The organism is Phaeobacter sp. JH20_34, from assembly GCF_048056095.1.
GTDB lineage: Bacteria > Pseudomonadota > Alphaproteobacteria > Rhodobacterales > Rhodobacteraceae > Phaeobacter > Phaeobacter bryozoorum.
The window spans coordinates 245,086-270,965 of sequence record NZ_JAYMWT010000011.1 but is presented as its reverse complement, the minus strand read 5'-3'; the positions used below and the strand labels follow the sequence as shown (position 1 = coordinate 270,965).

At 59.0% G+C, this 25,880-nt stretch carries 27 protein-coding genes and 1 tRNA gene; 17 read left to right on the top strand and 11 right to left on the bottom strand.

What is annotated here, in order from left to right; translation table 11 throughout:
- Positions 1-80 precede the first annotated feature (80 nt).
- Together VWZ81_RS10715 and regB are read right to left on the bottom strand one after the other, a co-directional pair.
- Positions 81-1,631 (bottom strand): PAS-domain containing protein, encoded by a 1,551-nt coding sequence (locus VWZ81_RS10715; protein WP_340547094.1) that lies wholly within the window; start codon positions 1,629-1,631, stop codon positions 81-83.
- 92 nt (positions 1,632-1,723) lie between these two features.
- On the bottom strand, positions 1,724-3,121 hold the full coding sequence (regB, locus tag VWZ81_RS10710; RefSeq protein WP_416542689.1) for a sensor histidine kinase RegB: 1,398 nt from the start codon (positions 3,119-3,121) through the stop codon (positions 1,724-1,726).
- Between the two features lie 380 nt (positions 3,122-3,501).
- Here regB and VWZ81_RS10705 point away from each other — a divergent pair, with 380 nt between their 5' ends.
- Both VWZ81_RS10705 and VWZ81_RS10700 read left to right on the top strand, forming a co-directional pair.
- Positions 3,502-4,122 (top strand): SCO family protein, encoded by a 621-nt coding sequence (locus tag VWZ81_RS10705; RefSeq protein ID WP_340547092.1) that lies wholly within the window; start codon positions 3,502-3,504, stop codon positions 4,120-4,122.
- 83 nt (positions 4,123-4,205) lie between these two features.
- On the top strand, positions 4,206-4,760 hold the full coding sequence (locus VWZ81_RS10700) for an ActR/PrrA/RegA family redox response regulator transcription factor (RefSeq protein WP_014876423.1): 555 nt from the start codon (positions 4,206-4,208) through the stop codon (positions 4,758-4,760).
- Between the two features lie 42 nt (positions 4,761-4,802).
- Here VWZ81_RS10700 and VWZ81_RS10695 read toward each other — a convergent pair whose 3' ends face one another.
- Positions 4,803-5,399, bottom strand: a complete 597-nt coding sequence (locus VWZ81_RS10695) for a hypothetical protein (RefSeq protein WP_416539900.1) — start codon at positions 5,397-5,399, stop codon at positions 4,803-4,805.
- A gap of 273 nt (positions 5,400-5,672) precedes the next feature.
- Between VWZ81_RS10695 and VWZ81_RS10690 the strand changes: the two genes are divergently transcribed.
- The 4 genes from VWZ81_RS10690 to VWZ81_RS10675 all read left to right on the top strand — a co-directional run bounded on the left by VWZ81_RS10690 (position 5,673) and on the right by VWZ81_RS10675 (position 9,027).
- Positions 5,673-5,987 carry a hypothetical protein gene (locus VWZ81_RS10690; protein WP_340547090.1) on the top strand — a complete coding sequence of 105 codons (315 nt, stop codon included), beginning with the start codon at positions 5,673-5,675 and terminating at the stop codon, positions 5,985-5,987.
- 144 nt (positions 5,988-6,131) lie between these two features.
- Positions 6,132-7,523: an adenosylhomocysteinase gene (gene ahcY, locus VWZ81_RS10685; RefSeq protein WP_340547089.1), complete on the top strand. Its 1,392-nt coding sequence runs from the start codon at positions 6,132-6,134 to the stop codon at positions 7,521-7,523.
- A gap of 252 nt (positions 7,524-7,775) precedes the next feature.
- A complete protein-coding gene (locus VWZ81_RS10680; protein ID WP_416534366.1) occupies positions 7,776-8,435 on the top strand; it encodes a PRC-barrel domain-containing protein in 660 nt (219 codons plus the stop codon).
- A 250-nt stretch (positions 8,436-8,685) separates the two neighbouring features.
- Positions 8,686-9,027 carry a DUF2853 family protein gene (locus tag VWZ81_RS10675; RefSeq protein WP_416542688.1) on the top strand — a complete coding sequence of 114 codons (342 nt, stop codon included), beginning with the start codon at positions 8,686-8,688 and terminating at the stop codon, positions 9,025-9,027.
- 369 nt (positions 9,028-9,396) lie between these two features.
- Here VWZ81_RS10675 and VWZ81_RS10670 read toward each other — a convergent pair whose 3' ends face one another.
- From VWZ81_RS10670 to tsaD, 5 genes are read right to left on the bottom strand one after another with little or no spacing between them, the layout of a single operon-like run.
- Complete coding sequence (locus tag VWZ81_RS10670; RefSeq protein ID WP_416539901.1) at positions 9,397-9,792, bottom strand: DUF1761 domain-containing protein; 396 nt, start codon at positions 9,790-9,792, stop codon at positions 9,397-9,399.
- Between the two features lie 44 nt (positions 9,793-9,836).
- Positions 9,837-10,259, bottom strand: a complete 423-nt coding sequence (locus VWZ81_RS10665; RefSeq protein WP_416542687.1) for an EVE domain-containing protein — start codon at positions 10,257-10,259, stop codon at positions 9,837-9,839.
- Entirely contained in the window at positions 10,259-10,531 is a 273-nt protein-coding gene (locus VWZ81_RS10660) for a YciI family protein (protein WP_340547084.1), read from the bottom strand. Before VWZ81_RS10660 ends, VWZ81_RS10665 begins: the two co-directional genes overlap by 1 nt.
- A 1-nt stretch (position 10,532) precedes the next feature.
- Positions 10,533-11,495: an NAD(P)H-dependent glycerol-3-phosphate dehydrogenase gene (locus tag VWZ81_RS10655; protein ID WP_416539903.1), complete on the bottom strand. Its 963-nt coding sequence runs from the start codon at positions 11,493-11,495 to the stop codon at positions 10,533-10,535.
- Positions 11,492-12,589 (bottom strand): tRNA (adenosine(37)-N6)-threonylcarbamoyltransferase complex transferase subunit TsaD, encoded by a 1,098-nt coding sequence (gene tsaD, locus VWZ81_RS10650; protein WP_416539904.1) that lies wholly within the window; start codon positions 12,587-12,589, stop codon positions 11,492-11,494. Before tsaD ends, VWZ81_RS10655 begins: the two co-directional genes overlap by 4 nt.
- Before the next feature lie 74 nt (positions 12,590-12,663).
- Here tsaD and VWZ81_RS10645 point away from each other — a divergent pair, with 74 nt between their 5' ends.
- From VWZ81_RS10645 to VWZ81_RS10595, 11 genes are all read left to right on the top strand, one after another.
- The gene (locus VWZ81_RS10645; RefSeq protein WP_416585404.1) at positions 12,664-13,398 is read left to right on the top strand and encodes a uroporphyrinogen-III synthase; all 735 of its coding nucleotides are present in this window, start codon (positions 12,664-12,666) and stop codon (positions 13,396-13,398) included.
- Between the two features lie 53 nt (positions 13,399-13,451).
- Positions 13,452-14,807: a COG4223 family protein gene (locus tag VWZ81_RS10640; RefSeq protein WP_416542685.1), complete on the top strand. Its 1,356-nt coding sequence runs from the start codon at positions 13,452-13,454 to the stop codon at positions 14,805-14,807.
- A gap of 10 nt (positions 14,808-14,817) precedes the next feature.
- Positions 14,818-16,338 carry a heme biosynthesis protein HemY gene (locus VWZ81_RS10635; RefSeq protein WP_340547079.1) on the top strand — a complete coding sequence of 507 codons (1,521 nt, stop codon included), beginning with the start codon at positions 14,818-14,820 and terminating at the stop codon, positions 16,336-16,338.
- 72 nt (positions 16,339-16,410) lie between these two features.
- Positions 16,411-16,486, top strand: a tRNA-Thr gene (locus tag VWZ81_RS10630).
- Positions 16,487-16,718: 232 nt separating this feature from the next.
- On the top strand, positions 16,719-17,333 hold the full coding sequence (locus tag VWZ81_RS10625) for a ribonuclease D (protein WP_416538485.1): 615 nt from the start codon (positions 16,719-16,721) through the stop codon (positions 17,331-17,333).
- Positions 17,330-18,301, top strand: coding sequence for a KpsF/GutQ family sugar-phosphate isomerase (locus VWZ81_RS10620; protein WP_416538486.1), 972 nt, complete (start codon positions 17,330-17,332; stop codon positions 18,299-18,301). Before VWZ81_RS10625 ends, VWZ81_RS10620 begins: the two co-directional genes overlap by 4 nt.
- 18 nt (positions 18,302-18,319) lie before the next feature.
- Positions 18,320-18,919, top strand: a complete 600-nt coding sequence (gene lptC, locus VWZ81_RS10615; RefSeq protein WP_340547076.1) for an LPS export ABC transporter periplasmic protein LptC — start codon at positions 18,320-18,322, stop codon at positions 18,917-18,919.
- A 24-nt stretch (positions 18,920-18,943) separates the two neighbouring features.
- A complete protein-coding gene (locus tag VWZ81_RS10610; protein ID WP_416538503.1) occupies positions 18,944-19,423 on the top strand; it encodes an LptA/OstA family protein in 480 nt (159 codons plus the stop codon).
- Entirely contained in the window at positions 19,423-20,181 is a 759-nt protein-coding gene (gene lptB / locus VWZ81_RS10605; RefSeq protein WP_340547075.1) for an LPS export ABC transporter ATP-binding protein, read from the top strand. The genes VWZ81_RS10610 and lptB overlap by 1 nt, the downstream gene beginning before the upstream one ends.
- Positions 20,182-20,529: 348 nt before the next feature.
- A complete protein-coding gene (hpf, locus tag VWZ81_RS10600) occupies positions 20,530-21,093 on the top strand; it encodes a ribosome hibernation-promoting factor, HPF/YfiA family (RefSeq protein WP_340547074.1) in 564 nt (187 codons plus the stop codon).
- A gap of 43 nt (positions 21,094-21,136) precedes the next feature.
- On the top strand, positions 21,137-21,601 hold the full coding sequence (locus tag VWZ81_RS10595) for a PTS sugar transporter subunit IIA (protein WP_340547073.1): 465 nt from the start codon (positions 21,137-21,139) through the stop codon (positions 21,599-21,601).
- 25 nt (positions 21,602-21,626) lie between these two features.
- Here VWZ81_RS10595 and VWZ81_RS10590 read toward each other — a convergent pair whose 3' ends face one another.
- Genes VWZ81_RS10590 through VWZ81_RS10580 form a run of 3 tightly spaced genes read right to left on the bottom strand, consistent with a single transcriptional unit; the run spans position 21,627 to position 25,747 of the window.
- Positions 21,627-23,057: a nodulation protein NodH gene (locus VWZ81_RS10590; RefSeq protein ID WP_416542684.1), complete on the bottom strand. Its 1,431-nt coding sequence runs from the start codon at positions 23,055-23,057 to the stop codon at positions 21,627-21,629.
- A 6-nt stretch (positions 23,058-23,063) separates the two neighbouring features.
- Positions 23,064-24,764, bottom strand: a complete 1,701-nt coding sequence (locus VWZ81_RS10585; protein WP_416542683.1) for a beta-1,6-N-acetylglucosaminyltransferase — start codon at positions 24,762-24,764, stop codon at positions 23,064-23,066.
- A complete protein-coding gene (locus VWZ81_RS10580; RefSeq protein ID WP_416534503.1) occupies positions 24,761-25,747 on the bottom strand; it encodes a glycosyltransferase family 2 protein in 987 nt (328 codons plus the stop codon). Before VWZ81_RS10580 ends, VWZ81_RS10585 begins: the two co-directional genes overlap by 4 nt.
- Positions 25,748-25,880: the final 133 nt, after the last annotated feature.

Genomic DNA, 25,880 nt, shown 5'->3' with positions numbered 1-25,880 from the left:
GCGCGCAAGGCTGCAAGCTGGATCGAAAAAGCCCGGTATCGAACCGGGCTTTCCTGCTGATCGAAGGGCCGCCTACAGCGCTATTTTTCCTGCTTGGTAATCGCAAACCGCTGTTGGTCCACCGGCGCCGGCGCCGGGTCGGGGGAGCGGAAGCTGACCATGGTTGCCCCGTTCTGGATGGCGGTCACCTTGCAGATCAGCGGGGTGCCGTTGCGCAGCTGCACGTTTGCCCACCAGGGGGTGCGGCTGTCGCTACCTGCAACGAAATCGCGAACTTCTCCCCAGGCCGGTGTTGCGGCGCACATGTCCTGCCATACCCGACTGGAGTCCATGATGGTGATTTTGGCAAAGCTGCCGTCGGGATCCATCTGCCACAGATCGTGATAGGCGGCGTTGGAGAAGGTCATGGTACCGTCATTTGCAAAAACGGCGATGGCTTCGTCCATCTGGTCCATGATCGACTGACCCATTTCAAGCTCGGAACGGAACTGGCGGGTCAGGGTGATCTCGGCGGTGATATCCTCAAACAGGAAGGCAATCGCCCCATCCGGATGCGGGCGGCCAGAGACGGAGTAGACTGACCCCGATGGCAGCGACCATGTTTCCTGATAGCGGCCCTCGGCCGCAGCTTCCAGAAGGTCGGCCATCTGATGGCGCCAGCTGGAGTAATTCTTGGGTTCCGGCATCATGCGTTGATCGCGCAGCCGGTCAAAGAAGGTCAGCAGGTTCGGCCGCGAGCTGAGGAAATTGGCGGGCAGGGCGGTCAGGTCGATCAGCACCGGATTGAACAGTACCAGCTGACGATTCCGGTCAAAAATCGCAAGACCGATAGAAAGCTGGGCAAATGTCTTTGCCAATGTCTGGACGAAGTTGCGCTGAGCGATTTCGGCGTCAACAACCGCATTCACATCCACCGCGTGGCACAACCAGCCGGCTTCGGTTTCGGTGGTCGAGATATTGTACCAGAGCTTCTTCTTGCTCTCGGGCATGGGGATCGAAATCCGTTCAGGTTTGCCGCTGGCCATCGGGTCATCAAGATTGGTGAACAGCGGTTCCGAGAAATCGACGTTGCGGCCACGGAGCTTCTGGCTGAGATCGTCATAGGCAAGATTGGACCAGGTAACCGCACCGTCATCGGATTGCAGCCAGACAGGGTAGGGCGCCTGATGCACCGCTGAACGCAGGGTCGTAAGCTCCTGGTCGATGCTGTGATTATGCTCCTCGGATGTCGTGCTGCGAAGCTGTACCCGGGTGACACCATCAATCCATTCGCAGAGCGCCTCGCGGCTTTCGGCATTTGCCGTACCCGAGAGCACCAGCGGTCCGACATCCTTCAGAAAGCCGGGAGACTGCGGCAGGCCCGGATAGCTGCGGGCCAATTGTTCTCGCAGGTTGGCCCAGCTGAAGCTCTCCGCCTGTTCGCCCACGAACCGGCGCGCGCCGGAGGACCAGCCGATCAGCGTCGTGTCATCAAAGAGAAACACCGCATCAGAGCGCCCATCGCCCTGCAGCAGATCCTGCTCAAAGCCCTTGGGTTTGGGGTTCGGAGACAGCCACCAGACAGCTGCTGCGGCCGTAGCCGCACAAAGCGTTGCCAATACAAGCCAGTCGGTCGATAGGATCTGCTGCATGATGTCCGTTACCCACAAGTGTTTTACTCTCCCGACCGATGTTTCCCGATAATGGTTAAATGAAGTTTAATTGGTTGCCTAAAAGTGAATAGTTAAATTTCTATACGTTTATTTTCCCCGATGGGAACGGCATTTTCGCCCGTCAGAGCGTCAATCTTGCTTCGGGGCCAGCTGACCTGCACCAATGCGCCACAACGTTCCGGATCACGGGGCAAGGTCTGATTGGGATCGGATCCATTTGCGAAAATCAGCTGAGCGCCGCTGCGTTCCAGCAATGTCTTGGCGATGAACAGTCCCAGACCCATGCCCTCATACTCGGGACGCTGGCGCCGGTCGCTGTCGCTACGACGCCGCCGCACGAAGGGGTCGCCGATCCGGCCCAGCAGATGTGACGGGTAGCCCCGACCATCGTCGCTGATGCGCAGGGTAATCGTCTCATCGTTCCAGCTGGCATCGATCCAGACTGTTGTTCGGGCAAAATCCACCGCGTTCTGCACGAGATTGCGCAGGCCGTGAATGATTTCCGGCTGGCGCAGGATGGTCGGATGCTGGGGATCGCCATCGCTTTCCGGGGCTTCCTCGAAGATCACGGTTTTGCCCCGGTACATATGCGGTTCTGCCGCCTCGTTTATCACGGTGGAAAGCGGGGCCTGGCGCAGATGCAGATCATCCTTGCCGGCGCGCCCCATGCCTCTGAGAATATCGCGACACCGGTCCGCCTGTTCACGGATCAGGGCGGCATCTTCGCGCAGGTCGGGCCGGTCATCCAATTCGTCGATCAACTCTGCGCTGGCCAGTTTGATCGTGGCCAGCGGTGTGCCCAACTCATGGGCCGCAGCGGCCACAACGCCGCCCAGATCGGTAAGCTTCTGTTCGCGCGACAGAGCCATCTGGGTCGCGGCCAGCGCATCCGACATCGAGCGGATCTCGGCGCTAATCCGGTAGGAATAGGCGCCAATGAACAAGACCGCGATCACGATGGCAGTCCAGTTGCCAAAGACAAAGATATCCGGCACCCGCAGCACAAACCCCTGCGGCGTGCGCAGCGGCAGATGAAATTCCGCAAGCAGTGTTACCAGGATGATCGCGGTGGCACCGATAATCAGGGTCGAGCGCAGCCGCATCATCGAGGCGGAAATCGTCACCGGCCCCAGCACCAGCAGCGCGAAGGGGTTGTTCAATCCACCGGTCAGATAGAGCAGGAAGTTCAGCTGCAGGAGGTCAAAGAGAACCATCAGGAAGTTCTCGAATTCCGAGAGGCGTTTGTTCTGCGGGAACAGAATGATCGCAATGAGGTTGCCCAGAACCGAAACACCAATCGCGATATAGCAAAGCACGAGCTCCAGCTGCAGATTATAGAGCTGCTGTGCCACGGTGATGGCAGAGACCTGACCAGCTATCGCCACCCAGCGCAGCAGGATCAACGTGCGCAGGCGAATCCAGTGGCTCCGTTCCTGCCCGCTCAGCAGGTCAATATTTGTCGCGCTCATACCGCACTCCGTGCCGAGGGGATGGAGCCATTTTGTTTGGCCCCGGTCGGGATCTGGCTGACATATGGCCTGCTCTGGAACAAGACGAAACCAGACTGTCGCAGTATCCTCGCATTCCTGGCGCAGACAGACAATTGATCTGCTTTGGCGATGGCCTCCTTATACGGTGACTGTCGCCGGGATCGCCCGAGGCTGCGCTGATTTGTCCGTCTGGTCATTGGGGTAAGGCCTGCGATAGGTCGACTCCCGTGCAGGATCGCTGGACCACTTCTGGCCGATGCGCGGCGGCTGCTTCGCTCCGCCCGTTGCATCGCCTGAGATTCTTGGTAGGTCTGGCGCAGCCTGATGACCCATCTAATTCTTGCGCAAAGTGTGATCTCATGACCCGTCTCTATGCCATCCTTGCTGCCGTTGTTGTCGCTGCCCTGGTAGGGGGAGCCTGGTTTGCCACACGCGGAGGAGGCGCGGGTGATGACTTCGCCGAATGCCGCGCCAGTCAGATCGCAGGAGGGTCCGATACAATCGGCGGACCGTTTGAGCTACTGAACGCCAAGGGTGAGACGGTGACGGATAAGGATGTGATCACCAAGCCTTCGCTGGTCTATTTCGGCTATACGTTCTGCCCTGATGTCTGCCCTCTGGATGTTGCCCGCAATGCCGAGGTCATCGATCTGCTGGATGAGCGTGGACAGGATGTGACACCGGTGTTCATCTCCATCGACCCGGATCGCGACACACCTGAGGTGGTGGGTGATTTTGCCGCCAATCTGCATGAACGGATGATTGGTCTGACGGGATCACACGAACAGGTTAAGGCCGCCAGCCGCGCCTACAAGACCTACTACAAGAAACATGACGGCGACGAAGACTACTATCTTGTTGATCACTCGACCTTTTCCTATCTGGTTTTGCCCGAGCAGGGATTTGTGGAGTTCTTTCGCCGTGACGAGACACCGGAACAGGTTGCTGACAAGGTCGGCTGCTTTCTGGAAAACCTGTAATCCTGATGAAGGTTTGACGTTTCGGAGGCGAGACGTAATATCAAGCCTCACGACCTGATAACATTGCGGGGGAGACCGACAGCATGGGCGAAGCTGCTATGCAGGAAATAGGACCGGACAAGACGCTCTTGCTGGTCGATGATGACGAACCCTTTCTGCGGCGCTTGGCCAAGGCCATGGAAAAACGTGGCTTTGAGGTGGAGACAGCAGGATCTGTCGCAGCAGGCAGCGCCATAGCCACAGCCCGCCCTCCAGCCTTTGCGGTGGTCGATCTGCGGCTAGAGGACGGCAACGGGCTTGATGTGGTGGAGATCCTGCGAGAGCGCCGCCCCGACAGCCGAGTGGTTGTTCTGACTGGATATGGTGCCATTGCGACAGCCGTTGCAGCGGTGAAGATTGGTGCGACGGATTACCTGTCAAAACCTGCTGATGCGTCGGACATCATGAACGCGCTGCTCGCCAATGAAGAAGAGCTGCCGCCGCCGCCGGAAAATCCAATGAGTGCGGATCGTGTGCGGTGGGAGCATATTCAGCGGGTCTATGAACTATGCGACCGGAATGTATCGGAAACCGCGCGACGGCTGAACATGCACCGGCGCACGCTGCAGCGCATTCTCGCCAAACGCAGCCCCAAGTGAAGCGAAAGCCTCTCCAGATCGGGAGAGGCTTTTTTCTTGGGATCAGAGCAGTGCCAAGAGATCGGCGTGCCGGGTGATGTAATCTTTGCGGACCTCGACCGGTGGTCGCAGGCGGATGGAAAGCCCTTCCATAAGCGTTTGATCCGGCTTTCCAAACAGACGGTCGGCTTCGCTGCGGGAAAACCCGGCGATCTCGATTGCTTCCATCCAGGCGCTGATCCGATCTGCTTTCTTGATCTGGGCCTTGACCGTTTTAGGTAATACGGCAGGCAGACCAAAGCGGATATGAATCGCAGTCGTCAACCGCTGGTCCAATTCGCCGTAACTTGGGCCAACGGCATTCTTTACCGGCGAAATCATGTCTCCGATGACATATTCCGGCGCGTCGTGCAGCAGGGCCGCCAGCTTCCATCGCACCGGCGCCTTCGTGTTCAGGCGACCGTAGATCGTCTCCACCAGAAGCGAATGCTCTGCCACGGAATAGGCAAAATCACCAATGGTCTGGCCATTCCAGCGCGCCACAAAGGCCAGCCCATGGGCAATATCCTCGATTTCGACATCGACCGGAGTCGGATCAAGCAGGTCAAGGCGGCGACCGGAGAGCATCCTTTGCCAGGCGCGCGGAGGTTTGGGGGGCATGGTCAGTCTCTTCCTTTGGCGGTGGGTTCTGACTAGCCGGTGAGTGCGTGCAGCGCAATTGCCGGCACGGCGCCTAAGGCAGGCCGCCAACGGTGTTCCCGAGCCTATGTGGCGGCAGGATCACCTGCTGAGCACACATGGACACCACGAACAGTTGACCGGCCGGGATTTGATACCGGCCGGTTCTGGCCCCATATTTATAGGTACGACAGGGGCTCTTGCCTCCTTGGCAAGCCTCTTTCGTCGCTTAGGCACATGCGAAAGGAGATTGTCATGTTTAAACGTCTTGCCTGCACCTCGCTTATCTTTGGGATGCTTGCGACTGCGCCGCCGGTGCTTGCCGCTGGCTGCAGTCCCCGCGATCACCTGGTGGATCGTTTGCAATCCTCATACGCCGAGCGGTTGACTGCTGGCGGGCTGCAAGCCAGCCAGCCCGTTTCCACCGTGATCGAATTCTGGGCTTCAGCAACAACCGGCACTTTCACCGTGCTGGTTTCCCATCCCAACGGGTTGAGCTGTGTGGTGGCCTCCGGCACCGGGTTTTTTCAATTGACGGAAGACCCCAGGCCGCAAGGAACCCCCAGCTGACCTGTCCCCCCGGACCGTTGGGAAGGTCGGGGCGCACGACCTCCGGTCGCTGCGCCCCGGCGCTTTCGGGCATCTTCGTTGCTTATAAACCATTGCGGTGTTACCTGCTGCGGTAGACAAAATGTAACCGGAATGGAGCACGCAATGGCCGGGGATTATATCGTCAAGGACATCGCGCTGGCCGAGTTTGGCCGCAAGGAACTCGACATCGCTGAGACCGAAATGCCGGGGCTGATGGCCCTGCGTGACGAATATGGCGACAGCAAGCCGCTGAAAGGGGCCCGGATTGTCGGGTCGCTTCACATGACCATCCAGACTGCGGTTCTGATCGAAACGCTGGTGGCGCTGGGCGCGGATGTGCGCTGGGCCTCCTGCAACATCTTCTCGACCCAGGACCACGCTGCGGCCGCAATCGCGGCAGGCGGCACGCCTGTCTTTGCGATCAAGGGCCAGACCCTTGTAGAACATTGGGATTATCTGGATCGCTCGTTCCAGTTCCCTGAAGGCGCAAACCTCATTCTGGATGATGGTGGCGATGCAACGCTTTACGTGCTGCTTGGCGCGCGCGTAGAGGCTGGCGAAACCAATCTGATCGAAGTTCCGACCTCCGAAGAGGAAGAAGCGATCTTCAACCAGATCAAAAAGCGTATGGCCGAAAGCCCGGGCTGGTTCACCAAAACCCGTGAGGCGATCAAAGGTGTTTCCGAGGAAACCACCACCGGCGTTCACCGTCTTTATGAGCTGGTGAAAGAAGGGCAGCTGCCCTTCCCGGCGATCAACGTGAACGATTCGGTCACCAAGTCGAAGTTCGACAACAAATACGGCTGCAAGGAATCGCTGGTCGATGGTATCCGTCGCGCCACCGATACGATGATGGCAGGCAAGGTCGCCGTAGTTTGCGGTTACGGCGATGTGGGCAAGGGCTCAGCTGCCTCCCTGCGCGGCGCCGGCGCCCGGGTCAAGGTCACCGAAGTGGACCCGATCTGCGCCCTGCAGGCCGCGATGGACGGTTTCGAAGTGGTCCTGCTGGAAGATGTAGTGGACAGCGCCGACATCTTCATCACCACCACCGGCAACAAGGATGTCATCCGCATCGAGCATATGCGCGAGATGAAGGATATGGCGATTGTTGGCAATATTGGCCACTTCGACAACGAGATCCAGGTCGCCAACCTCAAAAACCACAAGTGGACCAACATCAAGGAACAGGTCGACATGATCGAGATGCCCTCGGGCAACCGTCTGATCCTGCTCTCCGAAGGCCGCCTCTTGAACCTTGGCAACGCGACGGGCCACCCGTCTTTCGTGATGTCGGCCTCTTTCACCAACCAGGTGCTGGCGCAGATCGAACTGTGGACCCGTGGTGAGGCCTACAAGAACGATGTCTACATCCTGCCCAAGCACCTGGACGAAAAAGTTGCTCGTCTGCACCTGGACCGGATCGGTGTGAAACTGTCGAAACTGGCCCCCGAACAAGCGGCCTATATCGGCGTCAAACCCGAGGGCCCGTTCAAGCCTGAGCACTATCGCTACTGATCCTATCTTCCTTCTGATTTTCGGAATGAAGTAAACGTACAGAACACCCCGCCATCGGTGGGGTGTTTTCTTTTATGTGACTGATTTTTATTTGCCTTTTAATAGGTCTGACCTAGCACGCACCGCGCGCGAAAACGTTGTTTCGCGCTCAAAAGTTCCAATAATTTAATGTCGAGATTCCGGAAAAATCCGGGAACGTATTCGAGCGGCATGACGTTTGATTTCCGTACTTCAAACGAAGGAGAAAACGACATGACCGAACTGAAAACCAAAACCCGTATTCTTGCTGGTGTGACTGCTGCTGCCCTGATGGCTGGCGCTGGTATTGCGCAGGCTGGCACCTCGGTGCCGCGTGGCGAAAGCAAGGCTGACACCCAGATCGAAACCGTTGGTGGCCAGGAAACAACCGGCAGCGTGTCGCTCGACACCACCGAAGGCACCACCGTTCCGCGTGGTGAATACAAGGTAGATAGTGGCGTTGAGACCGTGAACGGCCAAACTCCGGCGGATGGCGATGAAAACGTCAATGTAAGCTCTGACGCTTCCACCACCATCCCGCGCGGCGAATATGATGCCTCGGATGCCGCTGGTGAACCTCTGCCGCCACTGGATGAGATGACCGTCGCTGATCTGGTCGGCAAAAACGTCTTCTCCGCGACCGGCGAGAATGTCGGTGAGATCGACTATGTGATCGAACAGGACGGTAAGATCGCAGGTGTGATCGGCGTCGGCGGTTTCCTTGGCCTGAATGAATACACCGTTGCCGTGCCGTTGTCCGACATGGATTTCACCCGCAACGGTCAGCTGAAGCTGAGCACACGTACCGAGGCGGCTCTGCGCTCGATGCCGGAAATCGACGAAAACATGATCAAGCCGCTGCAGGATGATCGTCTCATCGGTGACCGCGTATAACGCGACTCTGCCACTTTGAATCGGCACCTGATTGAGGTGTTGTGAGATGGCTTTGGCGCCCCTCATCCGAGGGGCGCCATTTCTGTCGTGTTCGGCGATTGTTCGTCGTTTCGCACAGAAATGAGAGTTTACCGCCGAAATTCCCGGTTGCCCTGTACCGTTCTGCGACTAAGCTGCTGGAATAAGAACTGATCAGGCGCAGTGCCTGGCGATACCAGTAGTTCCGCTGAGTAACATGGGAGAGAGAGTTTTGGGAAAACGCGACGATCTGATCGAGCAATATGCAAGTGATCTGAAAACCAAATGTGGCATGGATCCGGATATGGACCTGCTCACCAAGGTCACCATCGGCTGTGGTCCGGCCATCTATGACGCCGACGCATCCACCGTAGCCTCCAGCCAGCCGGCAGAGCTGGAGACCGTCAAAAATAACTTCCTGATCAAGAAATTGGGCCTGTCCGATGGGCCCGAGCTGATGTCTGCAATCGATGGCGTGATCGAGACCTACGGGAAGTCTGAGCGGAACAAATACCGCGCAGTCGTCTACTATATGCTGACCAAGCACTTCGGGAAAGAATCCGTCTACGGCTGATCAGATTGCCTGAAGACCGCTGAGGATCGCCCGTCGGAAACCCCCGGCGGGCGCTTTTGGTATGTCATGATGTACGGTGGGGCGGCTTCTTCTAAGTCGTTGTGTCATTGGTTCGTGGAGACACCGGGATTAACCGACATCACGGCGACACGGAACATGCCCCGGTTGTACATGTATTGCATTTTACCTGTATTGCCTTTGCGGAATCACCGCTGGTCGGCCTATCTTCTAGATACCGGTCAGGATGGCTAGGATCACAGATTTACGAACACGTGTGGTGGAATTGGAGCACGTGGGGTGAAAGGGAAGATCCTGTCATATGATCGGATCTTCCCTTTTTTGTGCATAGCGTTTCGCCAGCGAAGGGCGTCAGAACAACGTCAGCACGATACCAATCGCACCGCAGGCCAGCGTAGCGTAGCCGCCATCAATCATTGACAGGCGCAGCGGTCTGACAGCGTAGAGGTTATTGATCATGATCCATGGGGTGATGAAAAACAGCCCTACGCCCAGCCCACCGACGAGGCCACCGCCCACGGTATCAATCCCCGAAAGGGCAAAGACATGGCGCATCATGCCCGCAACAATGAGCTGAAGCACAAAGGTAGCAACAAAAACCGCCGGTGTTTGCCCACCTGTCGGTTTGCCGTTTTCATCGCGAGGCACCTTTGCCGCCTGCATCCAAGGCTCAGCCAGCACGCCATACCAGACCGCGCCCAGAACAAAGCCGGCAATCGCGGCTGCGATAACATTCAGTATTTCCATTGCACTCTCCCTGATACCAGCGCCAGCCTGAGAATTCTGTCAGATCAACCGGGATCTGTCTCCCCCAACGCGCAGATATGGGCCCATTCTTCAGCGGTGACAGGTTGTACCGAGAGGCGGGAGTTCTTGACCAGAACCATGTTTTCAAGCCGCGGATCGGCTTTTATCTTATCAAGTGTCACCGGTTTGGAAAAGCTGCGAACCGCTTTGATATTGACGCATTCCCAGCGCGGGTCATCCGTGGTGCTGTCTGGGTGGGCCTCGGCACAGATTTCGACGATCCCGACCACAGATTTCTCCTTCATCGAGTGATAAAAGAACCCGAGGTCGCCGATTTCCATGTCGCGCATGAAGTTGCGCGCCTGGTAGTTGCGGACGCCGTCCCACTCCTCACCCGCGCCACCTTTGGCTAGCTGATCAGCCCAGCCCCAGGTGGAGGGTTCGGATTTGAACAGCCAATAGGCCATCAGCCGACGACCTTTTTCCAGGTGATCAGCTCAACCGCTTCAAACAGTCCGGCCTTTGCATAGGGGTCGCTATCCGCCCAAGCCTGGCCCGCAGCCATGTCTTCGACATCAAGGATGATCAGCGAGCCGACCATGCCGCCGTCTTGATCCAGTAGCGGTCCCGCCTGCGCAACAACGCCGGTCTCCTCGATATAGGCCAGATGCGCGGCACGGTTGTCCATCCGGGTCTGCAAATGATCAGGTTTATCGCGCGCGATCAGGGCAATCAGCATGTCATTCCTCTTTTAGTGGTCTTGAAAGCAGTTGAGCGGTGGCATCGGCAATCGTCAAGCGCTGATCGAGCAGGGCGACGACGATAGCGGTGATAGGCATGTCCAGTTGCCGCGCCGTGGCCGCGGCATGAACCGCGCGTGCCGTGGCGGCGCCTTCGACTGTGATATTTGGATCGAAAGCCTCGCCGCGGCCGATGGCAAGCCCCAGGCGGTAGTTTCGCGACAGATCAGAGCTGCATGTGAGCGTCAGATCGCCAAAACCGGAGAGACCGGCCAGTGTCTCGGGGCGGGCCCCTGTGGCCAGCGCCATACGCTGCATCTCGGCATATCCCCGGGTCATCAGCGCGGCGCGGGCGCTATCGCCCAGACCGGCACCAATCACGGCGCCGCAGGCAATTGCGATAACATTTTTCAGCGCACCGCCAATCTCTGCGCCAATCGTATCTGTGGTGCGATAGAGCCGTAGGGTCTTGGTGGTCAGCTGTTGTTGTAATTCCCTGCCGGTCTCTGCGTTGCCACAGGCCAGCGTAAGGGCCGTTGGCAGGCCCCGTGCGATGTCAGCGGCGAAACTGGGGCCGGTCAGCAGCGCCGTTCGGGCCTCGGGCAGGCAGTCACGGATCACCGCCAATGGACCAAGCCCGGTTTTGAGCTCCATCCCTTTGCAGCAGGCCACAAGCCCGCGGTCGCGCAGTAAAGCGGCGTGAGCGGTTATGAACCCGCGCAGCGTCTGCATTGGCACCGCAAGCAGCACCGTTTCGGCCTGTGCGGCGCGTTCCAGATCGTTTGTCACCGTCAGCTTGTCCGGCAGCGCAGCATCTGGCAGGCGCCGACTGTTGCGGCGGGTTTCCTGCATCTGCAGCGCCTGGTCGGCGTCGCGCGCCCAGAGGGTGACCGGCCCGTTGGCTGCCAGCGATATCGCCAGAGCAGTGCCAAAGGCACCGGATCCGAGCACGGAAACACTCATGCCTTTGCTCCTTTCTTGCCGCTGCCCAACATGGCAGGGCTGCTTTGGTCCAGTGGCCAGCGTGGTCGCGCGGCAAGGTCCATGCCGTCGCGCTCGCCATTGCGAAACCGTTCCAGTCCGGCATAGGCAATCATCGCGGCATTGTCGGTACAAAGTGCCAGCGGCGGGGCTACGAACCGGGCGTCGAACTCGGCACAAACTGTCTCTAACGCGGCTCTAATGGAGGTATTGGCCGCGACACCTCCGGCAACGGCAACCGTGCGCGTGTCGGGGATCTCCTCGAGGTAGAGCCGGATCGCCCGGCGCGTCTTCTCGGCCAGAACATCGGTGACAGCTGCCTGAAATCCGGCGCAGAGATCGGCCCGATCCTGACGTGTCAGACCGCCTTTTTCGGCCACAACCTGATCGCGCATCCGCATCAGCGCAGTCTTGAGGCCGGAGAAGGACAGGTTACAATCTGGACGATCCAGCAAAGGGCGGGGGAAGCGGAAACGACGAGGATCACCGGTCTCCGCCTCAGCCTGTACGGATGGTCCACCCGGTTGCGGCAGACCCAGAAGGCGGGCGGTTTTATCGAAAGCCTCACCCGGAGCGTCGTCAATGGTGCCGCCAAGCCGTCTGAAATCGGCAGGCCCACGAACGATCAGGTACTGACAATGGCCGCCGGACACCAGAAGCATCAGATAGGGGTAAGGGACCGCATCGGTCAGCCGTGGAGTCAGCGCATGACCGGCAAGATGGTTCACGCCAATCAGGGGCAGCCCGCTCGCGGCGGCCAACCCCTTTGCGCACATGACCCCGGAGATGACGCCGCCAATCAGCCCGGGACCTGCGGTGACCGCGATGGCATCCATATCCGACAATCTCAGGTCGGCGGCAGCCAGCGCATCCCGAACGCAATGATCAAGTTTTTCAGCATGAGCGCGGGCCGCGATCTCCGGCACGACGCCTCCAAAGGCACTGTGAAGCTCGGTCTGGCCGAAAACGATGGAAGACAGCACCTCCGCCGGGCCGTGTCCCGGATGGCGCACTACCGCTGCCGCCGTATCATCGCAGCTGCTTTCCAATCCCAGCAGGGTGAGGTCTCGTGTCATGGCGTTACCGTTGCATCATATCCCCGCTGGGGCTACCACCTATGGCAGTGGCGAACAATCCCGAGGGGCGTGTGATGGTCGGCCTATTGATGACACGCCCCCGCGCGGCGGCGGAACGGTTCGTTGCGGATCTTCCGGCATCCACCCGCTCGACGATGCAGGTGATCTACGCACCATTGCTTGATGCGCAGCCCGTTGATGTGCAACTGACTTCGCCCGTAACCGATCTCTATACTAGGGATGTGGTTTTTTCTTCCGCCAATGCAGTCCGGTTTGCCCCTAAGCCTCAGTCAGGTCAGCGGGCCTATTGTATCGGAGACCGCACGACCGACGTCGCCAGAGCAAAAGGGTGGCAGGCGAAATGCTGTGGGCAGGATGCCGATCAGCTGGTCCGGACGGTGACAGAGTTATCACCTGAAACCCCACTCGTTCATCTTCGCGGTGTCCACAGCCGCGGTGATATCGCAAAGCGGCTTTGTCAGGCCGGTATCAACTGCCAGGAACATGTAATCTACGATCAGGTTCTGCTGCGCTACGACGATCAGTCCCGTGCGGCGCTGGATGCGCAAGCCTCGCTGATCGTGCCGCTTTTTTCGCCGCGCACTGCGGTGCAATTCGTCAAATTGGCACCATATCGCGCAGAGCTCCATCTGATCGCCTTCAGCAAAGCAGTGGCCGAGCCTTTGAACGTATTGAAATGCAAAGACTTACAGATATGTAACTCTCCAACGGCGAAGGATATGTGCGCATTGGTGCGTGATGCCGCAGCTGGTCTGGCGCGGGTTGAGGGTGGACCATCGGCACAGTAAGTTTATTGCCGAGTTGATGTTATGAGATTTTTAGAATCGAGGGGGATGTCGGCGTGGCTGACAAGAAAACATCCGATGAGATGCGGGCCGAGAGGGGCCAGTCGTCTGTCTCCAAGCTGGACATCGACGAAACCGCAGCTGGCGACGATCCGTCCGAGCTGGTCGAAGCGACGCAAGCTGAGGACACCAAATCCGAGGTGGATTCAGAGGCCGAAGACGTGCAGCCAAGCGAGCCGGTAAATGCTGAAACCGGCGCTGTCTCTGATGATCAGCGCGATCAACTTGACCCGCAGCAGGCAGAAACTGCCGAACTGGCCGAAGCCTCGACTGCGGAGACCGCTGCTACGGAGCGCAGTGCAGATGATCTGCCCCCCTTCACCCCACCGGCGCCCGAGGTTGAGCGTATCGTAGAGAGACGCGGCGGTTTTGGCGCAGCGGTTCTGGGAGGGGTCGTGGCGGCTGGGCTTGGGTTTGTGGCCGGGCAGTCGAATGTGCTGGACGGCTTCCTGCCCCCGTCGTGGCGCAGCGCCCCTTCGGTTGATGCCACGGCTCTGGAGGAGCTTCAGGAGCGCCTGAACACAAGGATTTCCGAGCTGGAAGACCGGATTGCCGCCACCGCTGACGATCTGAATCTAGCACCGCTGGCGGAACAGCTGGATACGCTGAAGCAGGAGGTGGCCGCGCTGCAATCCGGAGCGACCGCCGCAGGTGATACCGGTCTCGCGGACGCGCTGGATAGTCTGGCGATCCGCGTTGATGCGCTGGAAAGCCGTCCGATCACGGACGCGGCTAGCCCAGAGGCTGTTGCTGCCTTTGAGGCGGAACTGAACAAGCTTCAGGACAGCTTGGCTGCACAGCGGGCCGAGGTCGAAAAAATGGTCGATGAGGCGCGTGCAATGGATGCAGCCAGCGCCGAGGCCGCCCGAATCGCCAGTGCGCAAACAATTGTCGCGCGGCTGCGCTCGGCGCTTGATGCGGGGACAAGCTTCAGCGGTCTGCTGGATGAGCTGCGGGCGGTTGGTGTGACGCCGCCAGAGGCGCTGGCAGGCTCTGCAGAGGCTGGCGTCAGTACCCGCTCCAGCCTGCGCGATGGGTTTGCCCCGGCTGCACGTGAGGCGCTGGCTGCGGCACGTCAGGAAGCCAAGGGAACCGGCGGTATCGCCGCCTATATGCGGCGTCAGCTTGGGGCACGTTCGGTCGCACCGCGCGAAGGGGATGATCCTGATGCCGTTCTGTCCCGTGCCGAGGCGGCCGTCCAGAATGGCAATCTGCAAGACGCACTGATGGAACTTGAGGCCCTGCCCGAAACCGCGCTTGCGCCGCTCGCTGATTGGCAGGCTGCTGCACGCGCGCGCCTCTCGGCGGTTGCTGCCGTGAATGAACTGGCCCAAAGCCTGAACGCCAAATAAGGAAGCTGCCATGCTCTGGTCATTGTTGAAGATTCTCGTTTTCGTCGCCATCGTGGCGGTGCTCGCCTTTGGTGCCACATTGCTGACGGAAACCGCTGGTGGCGTTCAGATCACGGTCGCCGGCACCGAATACACCCTGAGCGCATTGCAGTCGGTCATTGCGCTTGCAGTTCTGGTTTTTGCCGTTTGGGTTGCATTCAAACTTCTCTCACTTCTTCTGGCGACGCTACGGTTCCTTAATGGCGATGAAACCGCGATTTCGCGCTATTTCGACAAGGGGCGCGAGCGCAAGGGCTATCAGGCGCTATCCGACGGGTTGATGGCGCTGGCTTCTGGCGAAGGGCGGTTGGCAATGGCCAAGGCTGCGCGCGCGGAGAAATATCTTGAAAAGCCGGAGCTGACGGATCTGCTGACAGCGCAGGCTGCGGAACTGGCAGGCGACACCAAGAAGGCAGCGGAGGCCTATAAGCGGCTGGTGAGCAACCAGTCCACCCGCTTTGTCGGGGTGCGCGGCATCATGAAACAGAAGCTCTCCGAAGGGGATACCGATACGGCGCGTCAACTGGCCGAGAAGGCGCTTGCTCTGCGGCCCAAACACGAAGAGGTGCAGGATACGCTGCTGACACTTCAGGCGCGGGCGCAGGATTGGGCTGGTGCGCGCAAGACGCTAACGACGAAGTTGAAGACCGGCACCCTGCCGCGTGACGTCTACAAGCGCCGCGATGCGGTGCTGGCCCTGTCCGCCTCTCGCGCGATTGTCGAAGACGGGGCGACCGTCGAACAGCAGGAACAGGCGATCGAGGCCAACCGGCTTTCGCCGGATCTGGTCCCCGCGGCGGCCATGGCGGCCCGTGCCTATCTGGCGCGCGACAAGAAGCGCTACGCCATCCGGGTTCTCAAAAAAGCCTGGGAAGCGCAGCCGCACCCGGATCTGGCACATGCCTTTGCCGAGGTCGAGCCGAATGAAACCGCCGCGGAGCGGGTGAAACGCTTTGCTCAACTGTCGCGGCTGGCGCCGCAGCATGATGAAACCCGGCTGGTGATGGCCGAGCTGCATATCGTCGCCGAGGATTTTCCAGAGGCCCGTCGTGCGCTGGGCGATTTGGTCGAACGAAATCCCGATGCACGGGCGCTGACCTTGATGGCGGCCATCGAGAAGGGCGAGGGTGCCTCGGACGCGGTAATCCAGGGCTGGCTGGCACGGGCGTTGAATGCGCCACGCGGACCACAGTGGGTCTGTGATACCTGCAATCATATCCACGCGGAATGGGCGCCGGTCTGTGAAAACTGTTCTAGCTTCGACACACTCAGCTGGCGCCGCCCTGAGGCCCCCGAGATTGTCGGCGCCACTGGTGCGCAGGTGCTGCCCTTGATCACAGGCACGCCGGAAGGGGCCGCCGGACCTGATACAAGTGACATCCCCGAGGTCGAATTGCTGGAAAGTGACGATCCGGCGGCGGTACCGGATCCAGACAGCCCAGCATCCGACGCTTCCGAAGAGCCCAAGGGGAAATTCCAAGGCGCGAAATAGATCTTTTCCAAGCGGCGCGCCAATGCTAAAGCGCGCCGCACAGACCGCTGCGGGCCCTGACCCGCGCTGGTCGCCGCTGTAGCTCAGATGGTAGAGCACGTCATTCGTAATGATGGGGTCGGGGGTTCGAGTCCCTTCAGCGGCACCATACCACCACCGGCAAAAGATCATCGCGGCAGGATCGTCCGACTTAATATCGGTGGCCGATCTATAGCCGCGATCAATCAAAAGACCGCAGATATCTGCCAGACCCCCTGTTGCATTGGACCTGCTCCACGCCAAAGCGGAGCCAATTGCCGGTGCCAGAGTTGAGTTTGCCTGCCGAAACCCCTATCTCGGGGCCAAACCCGTTGTACCTGCCAGACAAAGGATCGCGTCTCTTGGCCAATCACCTTTACCAGAACGACCTGCCCGACGGGCTTGATCTCGGGCCAGTCGTTGCGATCGACTGCGAGACGATGGGTCTCAACCCGCATCGGGACCGGCTTTGCGTTATTCAGATGTCAGGCGGTGACGGCAATGCGCATATCGTGCAGGTCTCCAAGGGGCAGTCCGAAGCCCCCAATCTCTGCCGGATGCTCAAGGATCCCAACGTGCTGAAACTGTTCCATTTCGGCCGCTTTGATATTGCGGCCATGTATCACGCGTTTGGAGTGCTGGCGGCACCGGTGTATTGCACCAAGATTGCCAGCCGCCTGGTCCGCACTTACACGGATCGCCACGGGTTGAAGAACCTGACTCAGGACCTGATCGGTGTCGATATTTCCAAGCAACAGCAGATGAGCGACTGGGGGGCGCCGCAACTGACCGATGCGCAGCTCGACTATGCCGCGTCCGATGTCCTGTATCTGCACCGGCTGCGCGCGGCGCTGGACAAGCGTCTGGATCGGGAAGGTCGCAGCGAAATGGCGCAGGCCTGTTTCGATTTTCTGCCGATGCGTGCCAAGCTGGATCTCGCCGGCTGGCCCGAAACCGATATCTTTGCACACTCATGAGCAGCGCAGAGACATTCCTCGCCACCGCGCGACAGGTGATCACCGACGAAGCCCGTGCTCTGGATGCGCTGGCGGACAGTCTGGATGCACGCTTTGCCGAGGCCGTAGACCTCGTGCTTCAGGCCGAAGGGCGGATCATCGTCAGCGGTATCGGTAAATCCGGTCATATCGGGCACAAGATCGCCGCGACCCTGGCGTCTACCGGGACGCCCGCTTATTTCGTCCACCCCGCCGAAGCCAGCCACGGCGACCTCGGCATGCTGTCCAAAGGTGATGTGGTGCTGGCGATTTCCAACTCTGGTGAAGCGCCTGAGCTGGCAAATCTGCTTTCGTTCACGCGTCGCTTTGGCATCCCGCTGATCGGACTGTCCAGCCGGATGGACAGCACCCTGATGAAAGAGGCCGATGTGCATCTGCAAATCCCCGCCATGGGCGAGGCCTGCGGTTTTGGCATGGTGCCCTCGATTTCGACGACGCTCACTCTGGCGATGGGCGATGCGCTGGCCATCGCCTTGATGAAGCACAGGGATTTCCGACCCGAAAATTTCCGCGCCTTCCACCCCGGTGGCAAGCTGGGCGCACGACTGTCGAAGGTTGACGACCTGATGCACGACGGGGCGGCCTTGCCGCTGGTCAGCACCGAAACCCCAATGCCCGATGCGCTGATCGAAATCAGCCAGAAAGGATTTGGCGTTGCTGGTGTCACTGATGCGGGCGGTGTGCTGCAGGGCATCATAACCGATGGCGATTTGCGGCGGCATATGGACGGGCTGCTGGAAAAATCCGCCGCCGATGTCATGACTCACAACCCGACCACCATTGCTCCCGGCTCGCTTGCGGAAGAAGCCGTCGCAATCATGAATGACCGCAAGATTACCTGCCTGTTTGTCGTCGATCCCGATGCAGAGACGGCAAAGGCCGTCGGACTGCTGCATATCCACGATTGCCTGCGCGTCGGGCTTGGCTGAGGGGGGACGCGGCGAACCATGGATGGCTATTCCCGCCTTGTGGCCTATCTGAAGGTCTTGCTGCCGCTGATGGCCCTGGCGCTGATGTCGACCATGTTCCTGATTTCACGCGGCGTCGAAACAGATGCGGTGATCCCCTTCGCCCAAGAAGATCTGAAGGATCGCACCCGCGGACAGCAGATCACCGCGCCGTTCTTTTCGGGAACCACCGCGCAGGGTGATGAAATCATGGTAACCGCCGCCCTGGCTCGCCCGGGTGGCCCAGACGCGCCAGCAACCGCAGTGAACCTCGAAGCCGAGATCAGGATGACCAGTGGCGGCCGCTTCCTGCTGAGTTCGGACACAGGCGCCTTGCGCCCGGATAAGAATATGGCAAACTTTCGCGGCGATGTTGAAATCCTGTCGAGCGACGGTTTGCGGGTCATCACGCAGGAATTAAACGCCGCTCTCAATGGCGTGCAGGCGGACAGCCCAGGACCCGTTCAGGCCAGTGGCGCGATGGGCGATCTGACCGCAGGCGCCATGCAGATAGATACAAAAACCGAGGGCGGGCCGGTACATATGGTTTTCAACAAAGGGGTCAAGCTGCTATATGACCCGCAACAATCAGAAAGATAACCTGTGTTGTATCTGCGTGTATTGATGTTCTGCCTGCCGGTCGCCCTGTTCTCAACGGGGGTGTCGGCGCAGTCCGCGTCCATCGCATTCGGCTCGATCAAGGCTGATCCGTCGCAACCGGTGGAAGTCACCGCAGAGACATTGGACGTGAATCAGGCTGACGGGTCAGCTCGGTTTGTTGGCGACGTTGTGATCGTGCAGGGTGTTATGCGATTGTCGGCCGACAACGTTCTGGTGATCTACAAGCAGGACGAAACTGGCAAAACCGGCGTCGAACGGCTGGAAGCCACCGGCAATGTCATCCTTGTAAACGGTCCCGACGCGGCAGAGGCGGAGAGAGCCGAATACACCATCGACTCCGGAACCGTGGTGATGACGGGCAATGTATTGCTCAGTCAGTCCACCGGGACGCTGACGTCCAATCGCCTTGTTGTGAATCTGACTACTGGCACCGCCAGCCTGTCTGGCCGGGTGAAAACCATTCTGAACGGCGGCGGCGACTGATGGCCGCGCCCGCATTGACAGTCACCGACGGCAGCTCAGGTCTGCGCATCGAAAAGCTGCGTAAATCCTACAGCAAGAAGGTCGTCATCCGCGATGTCTCCATGTCATTGGACCGGGGTGAGGTCGTTGCACTGCTTGGGCCGAACGGCTCAGGTAAAACCACCAGCTTCTACGCGATTGCTGGTCTGGTATTCCCTGAGGCTGGCTCGGTTACCATCGATGGGCAGAATGCAACCACGCTGCCGATGTACCGTCGCGCGCGCATGGGCATTGGCTACCTGCCGCAGGAAATGTCGATCTTTCGCGGCCTGTCGGTGGAAGATAATATCTCCTCCGTGCTCGATATTGCGGTGAAACACGCCCACAAACGCCGCGAGCGTCTGGAAGAACTGCTGTCTGACTTCTCGATTGAGCATCTGCGCCGGGCGCCGGCGCTGGCGCTGTCTGGTGGTGAGCGTCGCCGCGTCGAAATCGCCCGCTGTCTGGCTGCGGATCCGAAATATCTGCTTCTTGATGAACCTTTTGCCGGGGTCGACCCGATCTCGGTCGGGGATATTCGCCATCTGGTTGGTGATCTGAAAAAACGCGGTATCGGCGTGCTGATCACCGACCACAATGTCCGCGAAACACTGGAGATTGTGGACCGCGCCTATATCCTGCATGATGGCAAGGTGCTGATGTCCGGCACACCGTCCGAAGTGGTCGAAAACGAAAATGTGCGCCGCGTCTATCTCGGGGACAATTTTCGGATCTCTTGATCCCTACGGACACGGTCCAGCTGCGCAGTGACATGCCGGGTCTGCGCCTTGCCGCCCACCTTTGACAGCAGCGCGTCGTCAACCATTCGAGAACAGGTGGAAACCCGCCGCCTGCTCATAAATGGGTAACCGTTTGACGCCGATTTGCATTGACTCTCTCGCCTGGTTGTCATCGAATTGACTCATGGCAAACCCGCAGTCCGATGCTGTCCTCGCTCCAGCCTTGTTAACAAGGCCCAGACGAATGCAATCGACTGTCTTGCCTAAATCCCACTTTCAGAACTGAAGCGAGAGCAGCCGGGCTTGGCCCGAGTTGGGTTTTGAGGGTCTATTTGTGAAGGAGATCACATGCGTTACCAAATCAGCGGAAAACAGATCGACATTGGCGAAGCGTTGCAGTCCCATGTGCAATCGGAGCTTGGCGTGGCGGTCGCGAAATATGCTGAACGCCCGACGGACGCTAATGTCGTCTTCTCGCGGTCTGCGCATGAATATGTTTGTGAAACGACCGTGCACCTGTCCACTGGTCTGACCGCGCAAGCAAAAGCGCATGCCACTGAAATCTATGCCGCATTTGAGGATTGCTGCGAAAAGATGGAGAAGCAGCTGCGTCGCTACAAGCGTCGGCTGAAGGACCATCACCGTGATCGGAGCGAGCCGGTTGAACTCTTCGGCGCAAGCTCTTATATCCTCGCCTCTGAAGACGCCGGCACCGAGTCTGAACCAGAATCATTGCAGCCTATCATCGTCGCCGAGATGGAAACGCAAATTCCATCCCTTTCGGTTGGTGAGGCCGTGATGCAAATGGAACTAGCAGGCGCCCCGGTTCTGGTGTTTCGCAAAGAAGGCAAGGACGGCCTGAACGTCGTCTATCGTCGTGAAGACGGGAATATCGGGTGGATCGATCCGTAACCTGTCACGGCGTTTTACGTGAGTTGAGCGGAGCTATTGAAGTATGCAGATCTCTAACATCCTGAAGCCTGAGGCCGTACGTGTCTTTGGCGCTGCATCCAGCAAGAAGCGTCTGTTTCAAGAAATTGCAGATGTTGCTCAACTCGCCTACGGGCTCCCCGCGCAACCAACGGTCGAGGCTTTGCTGGATCGCGAAAGCCTTGGCCCCACCGGTGTGGGGCACGGTGTTGCCCTGCCACACGCGCGCCTTGATGGTCTGGACAAGGTTGTCAGTGTATTCCTGCTGCTGGAGACACCGCTGGAATTTGGTGCGGTGGATCGCCAGCCGATTGATATCGCCTTCGCGCTCTTTGCACCGGAGGATGCCGGCGTTGAACATCTCAAAGCGCTGGCACTGGTATCGCGCACGCTTCGTGAACAGAGCTTTTGCACCAAGCTGCGGGCCAACCCTGACCCGGCGACGCTTCATACCATCCTGACCGAGGATCAGTCGGTTCAGGCGGCCTGACGTAGCACACGGGCGGGCGGGCATGTCAGCGCGCCCAGGCGTCAAATCCGAACAATATGTAATCGCGCTGGTAGACAGTTGCGATCTGCGCCTCCAGCGTGTCGTCATAAATATCCTGAAGACTATACGGCTGGTCGACCCCGGGTGGGTCCGGGGAGCTGGCTTTGGATTGGCCAAGCCACCGGGCAAGATCAGGCAAAGTCGTGGCCAGATCCTCTTCGCGTAGGATCAGATCTGGCGATTGAACAGCTGAAAACCCCGCAATTGTCTGCGCCTGAGTGGCCCAGCAGGCATCGGTGCGAAACCCGGTCTGCCCTGAAAGATTGGCACCAATCACCTCGACAAAACTTGCAAAAGCCGTTCGATGCTGTTCGCGGGTATAGGACCCATGTGCAGGGTCCTTGGGCAGCGGAACCTTAAACTGTTTGCGCAGCAGATTACGGATCTGGCGCAATGTTCCTGTCTCTGACCCGAGAATACGCGTGCAAAAGACATGATGCAGCCGGGCCGCCGGATGACGCAGAACGGTGAGGCTGCGGAACCCGGGATGGCCGCGCTTCCATTGCCGCAGCTGCTTTTGGTTCATCCCCTCAATCAAGGCGCCATCGCCGTCTGGTTCCTGCCCGGCCATCCAGCTGCGTATGACATCCGTCGGACCACCGCTGATCGGCAGATACAATAGCGGCAGCTGCTGCCCCGCGATGTAATCAGGCACTGCCGGGCCGCGCCGCGGTTCGAAATTCGGGGTCCGAGAGAGGTTGAAACGATCCAGCCGCGCCATCGCGCGGTCAAGCTCCGAAGGATTGGCGACCTTCTCTTCCAGCGCAGCGGGGTTTTGCGGTTTGAGACTATCGTCAAGCTGCGCCAGCCGGGCATCGACACCCAGCCACTTTGCCAGACCGTTGATCACCTCCAGATCCTGAAGATCCTCATAGGCCAGATAAAAGGCTGTCTGGCCAGACCTTTGCAGCCGGTTCAGCAATGTAAGCTGAAAACCCTGCAGCTCGGCAACGTGATGGGCAAATTCCTCCGCATCGACCGTCGCCAGCCCGTCCTTGCGGCGTTTCACGTTTGTCAATTTCCACTGGCCGGTGCTGCGCGCGATCTTATGCGAGACATAGCTGTCTGCCGGGTTCCGAGTCAGGATGATTTTGGCACAACGTGGATCGTCAAGCAGCGCGTCCAGAATGCGCGGGTCATGGTCGTGGAAGTAGCGAAAACCGTTCAACGCGCCCTCGGCGTCGCGGATCTGCGACAGAAATCCCAGAACGTCACTGTCGCGCTGTGCTTGTGTCCAGCCCAGCGTCGTCTCGCGGTTGGGATAGCTGATAAAATAGGGGTTAAAGGCCTCGCCGTGACAGGTGACGCCCTCAAGAGCGTTCAGATTGGCTTCGAGAAAATTGGACCCGGTCCGCATCTCCGCAAACACAACAAAGTAGTCAAAGTCTTGGGTCATGGTTCGCTATTGCACCAAATAGGGTTTGCGCGGCGTCTTCGGCATGTTCAACGGCCCCTGTTCCGCCGGGAAATCGCCCATCAGATAAGGGTGCATCCCCTGGTTCTTCAGATTTTGCAGAAACTGACCAAATCCCGCCAGATCCACCATCCTTGGCGCCGTCGTCAGATGGCGCTGCGCCTGTGCACCGAATTCATCCAGAATGGTTTGTAGGGGCTCCATCGGAGATTCGACAAATTCGGCCATCGACCAGATCCGCACACGCGCCTTTACGTATTTGGAGCGGAGAATTTCGATATGTTTCGCCTCGATCTGCTGCAATCGTGCCGCTTCACGTCGCAGGTCGGAGAAATTCCTGTTGGACCGGAACAGGGGCACCGCCCAGGCACCGGAAATCACCGAAACCTGTGCATTGGGGTCGCGCGCTACCAGCCAATTGATACTCTGATTGTCCTGCGGTCCAAACTGGAAACATTGCCGTTCACCACGGGTGTTCCAGATCAGATTGGTCAGAAACCCCTTGGGATGATAATCCCGTAGCTTGGCACTGTCGCTCAGACCGCCGTTCATCAGCGTCTGGCGGTCAGCAAATTCCACCCGCTCGGGGGCAAAAAGATGCCCATGAACCTTTGCGCCGGTGACCTGGGTCAACCACTCCTCAAAATTTTCGAACAGCTCTGCAAAACCCTGAAACATCGAGTAGGGGTTGCAGGTGATGCCATTCTCCAGCCCATTGGCCGGAAGGCGGCTTTGCATATAAAGGCCGGGACGACCGCGGGTGCGCCGCTCAACCGCCTTGGAGAAAATCCGGTCTATCTTGCCCGGATTGGGTTCCGAGGTTTTCATCAGATCCGGCTGATCGCCCAGAAACGTCGAATAGAGCCGATCCGCATGAGGCCAGATTTTCCGCGCGACAAAGCAGTCGGACCGACGCAGCAGTTGCAGATGGTCGTCGTAGAAATTATGCGGCTTGCCCTGAAAATCGAACTTGGACAGGGTCAGTGACCGGCTTTCGATATTGCTGGAATAGAGTCGAACGAGGGTTTGGTAATAACTCTCATCCGGGATCCAGACCTTGCGAAAATACCGGTCGTAGCGCGGCCGGTCTGGGTCTTCCAGAATCGCCGAGAGTGTCTGCCGCGTCAGGCACCACCACTGACTGCCCATATGAGGCACCAGCCCGTCGGGGATCCTGCGCTTGATGCCCAGCTTGCGCTGAAGCGAGACATATTTGTCAAAAAGGTAACGGCGTTTCTTCCACGAGAAGGGAAAGCGCAGCGTGAACCGTTCCACATCTAGCCCGCCGACAATCCATGGCACATCGGCAGTGGTCGCGCTTTCGATGAAGTCGGTGCGGGGCCGGGCGGCAAGATAGTCCACCAGGTCAGACACCGGGCGCAGCGGCAGGCAGGACCCCGAAGCAAGAAACACATGCCGCACCGAGGGATATTTTGCCAGCATCAGCCCGGATGCGGATTGAGAGGCTGCGACGATGCCCCAGGTCCCCCATTCGCAGCGATGCCGCCGCGAAAACCGCACCATTGGATCACCTGCAAATGCGGCCTTGAAGGCAGAATATGTTGCCTGAGGGACCTTCTTATCAACGTGCAGAACAACGGGGCACCCGCCTGCGACCCAATGGCGCGCGACCTGTTCGGCCCGGTCCAGTGCCGTATGGACCAGCAAGACGATGCCAACCGTGCTCATGCCCAGTTGCCCTTGGACATCAGGCCAAGAATCTCCAGCTGGCGCCAGTTGATGTATTTCTCGCTCCACTTGCACCAGAGTTCTGGCTGATCCTCTACGGCCTTGGCGTAGGCTTTGTATTCGGCCGATCCCGCATAATGCTGTTCACGCAGCATCTCTTCCTCGGCCTTGGTCACAAACGTGTGGAGGAATTTTGTGTGCAGCAAGGCGCCGCTGGCCTTTTCACCACCATCCGTTTCATAGACCTGATTGAGGCCGCGTGGCAGCAAGGCATGGGTCGAGCTGACATAGGTATAGCGGCGATCCCATTTCACCAGCGGGATCTTGTTCAGCGCCGGTGCTTTCTTTGGTTGATCGGCAAAAAACACACGCGCCCGCGGCCCTCCCTGGATCCACAGGTTGCCATAGATCGGATTGCGCTTGATCGAGTAGTTGCCGCTGTCGAACCAATTGGCGATTTCGAGCGGATCCTGTCCGGCGCGATAGGGAACGGCATCCAGTTTCCCTTTTGGATAGACGTCAATCAGCATGGCCGAGAAACTACGGATCGCAGAATTGTCGAGCCAGTCGGTCAGTGCCCGTAGCGGACGACTGTCGCAGAACGGGTAGATGAACAGCTCATCCGGGTCGACGACCAGCACCCAGTGACCATGGGCGTAGCGACGTTTCAGATGGTTCATCCAATCAATGCCGAAACCGGCACGCTTGTAACTGGCCACTGTGTGCCAGACCGAGACATCGGGCTGGCCTTGCAGATATTCGCGCGTGCCGTCGACCGATCCATTGTCTACGACGAGGAAATGATTGACGCCCAGTTTGCGATAGTAATCGAGGAAATATGGCAGCCGGATCTGTTCATTGCGCAGGGTTGTCACCAGCAGTATGTCACCGGGCCGGATCTGATCGGTCTGATCCTGAACCGCTGACAATTCGCGGGACTTGCGCATGGCACGCAGGATCCGGCGTTTCCGCCGCAGCCGCATGCGATAAGACTCCCAAAGGCTCAAGACTGCTTCCATCCCCGGTTGCAAAGGTGCCGTGTCGGACTGTCGTCAACCCGACCGCATCACCGCCAGCGACATTCCGCACAATATGCCATGTAAGCTATTTGGAAAC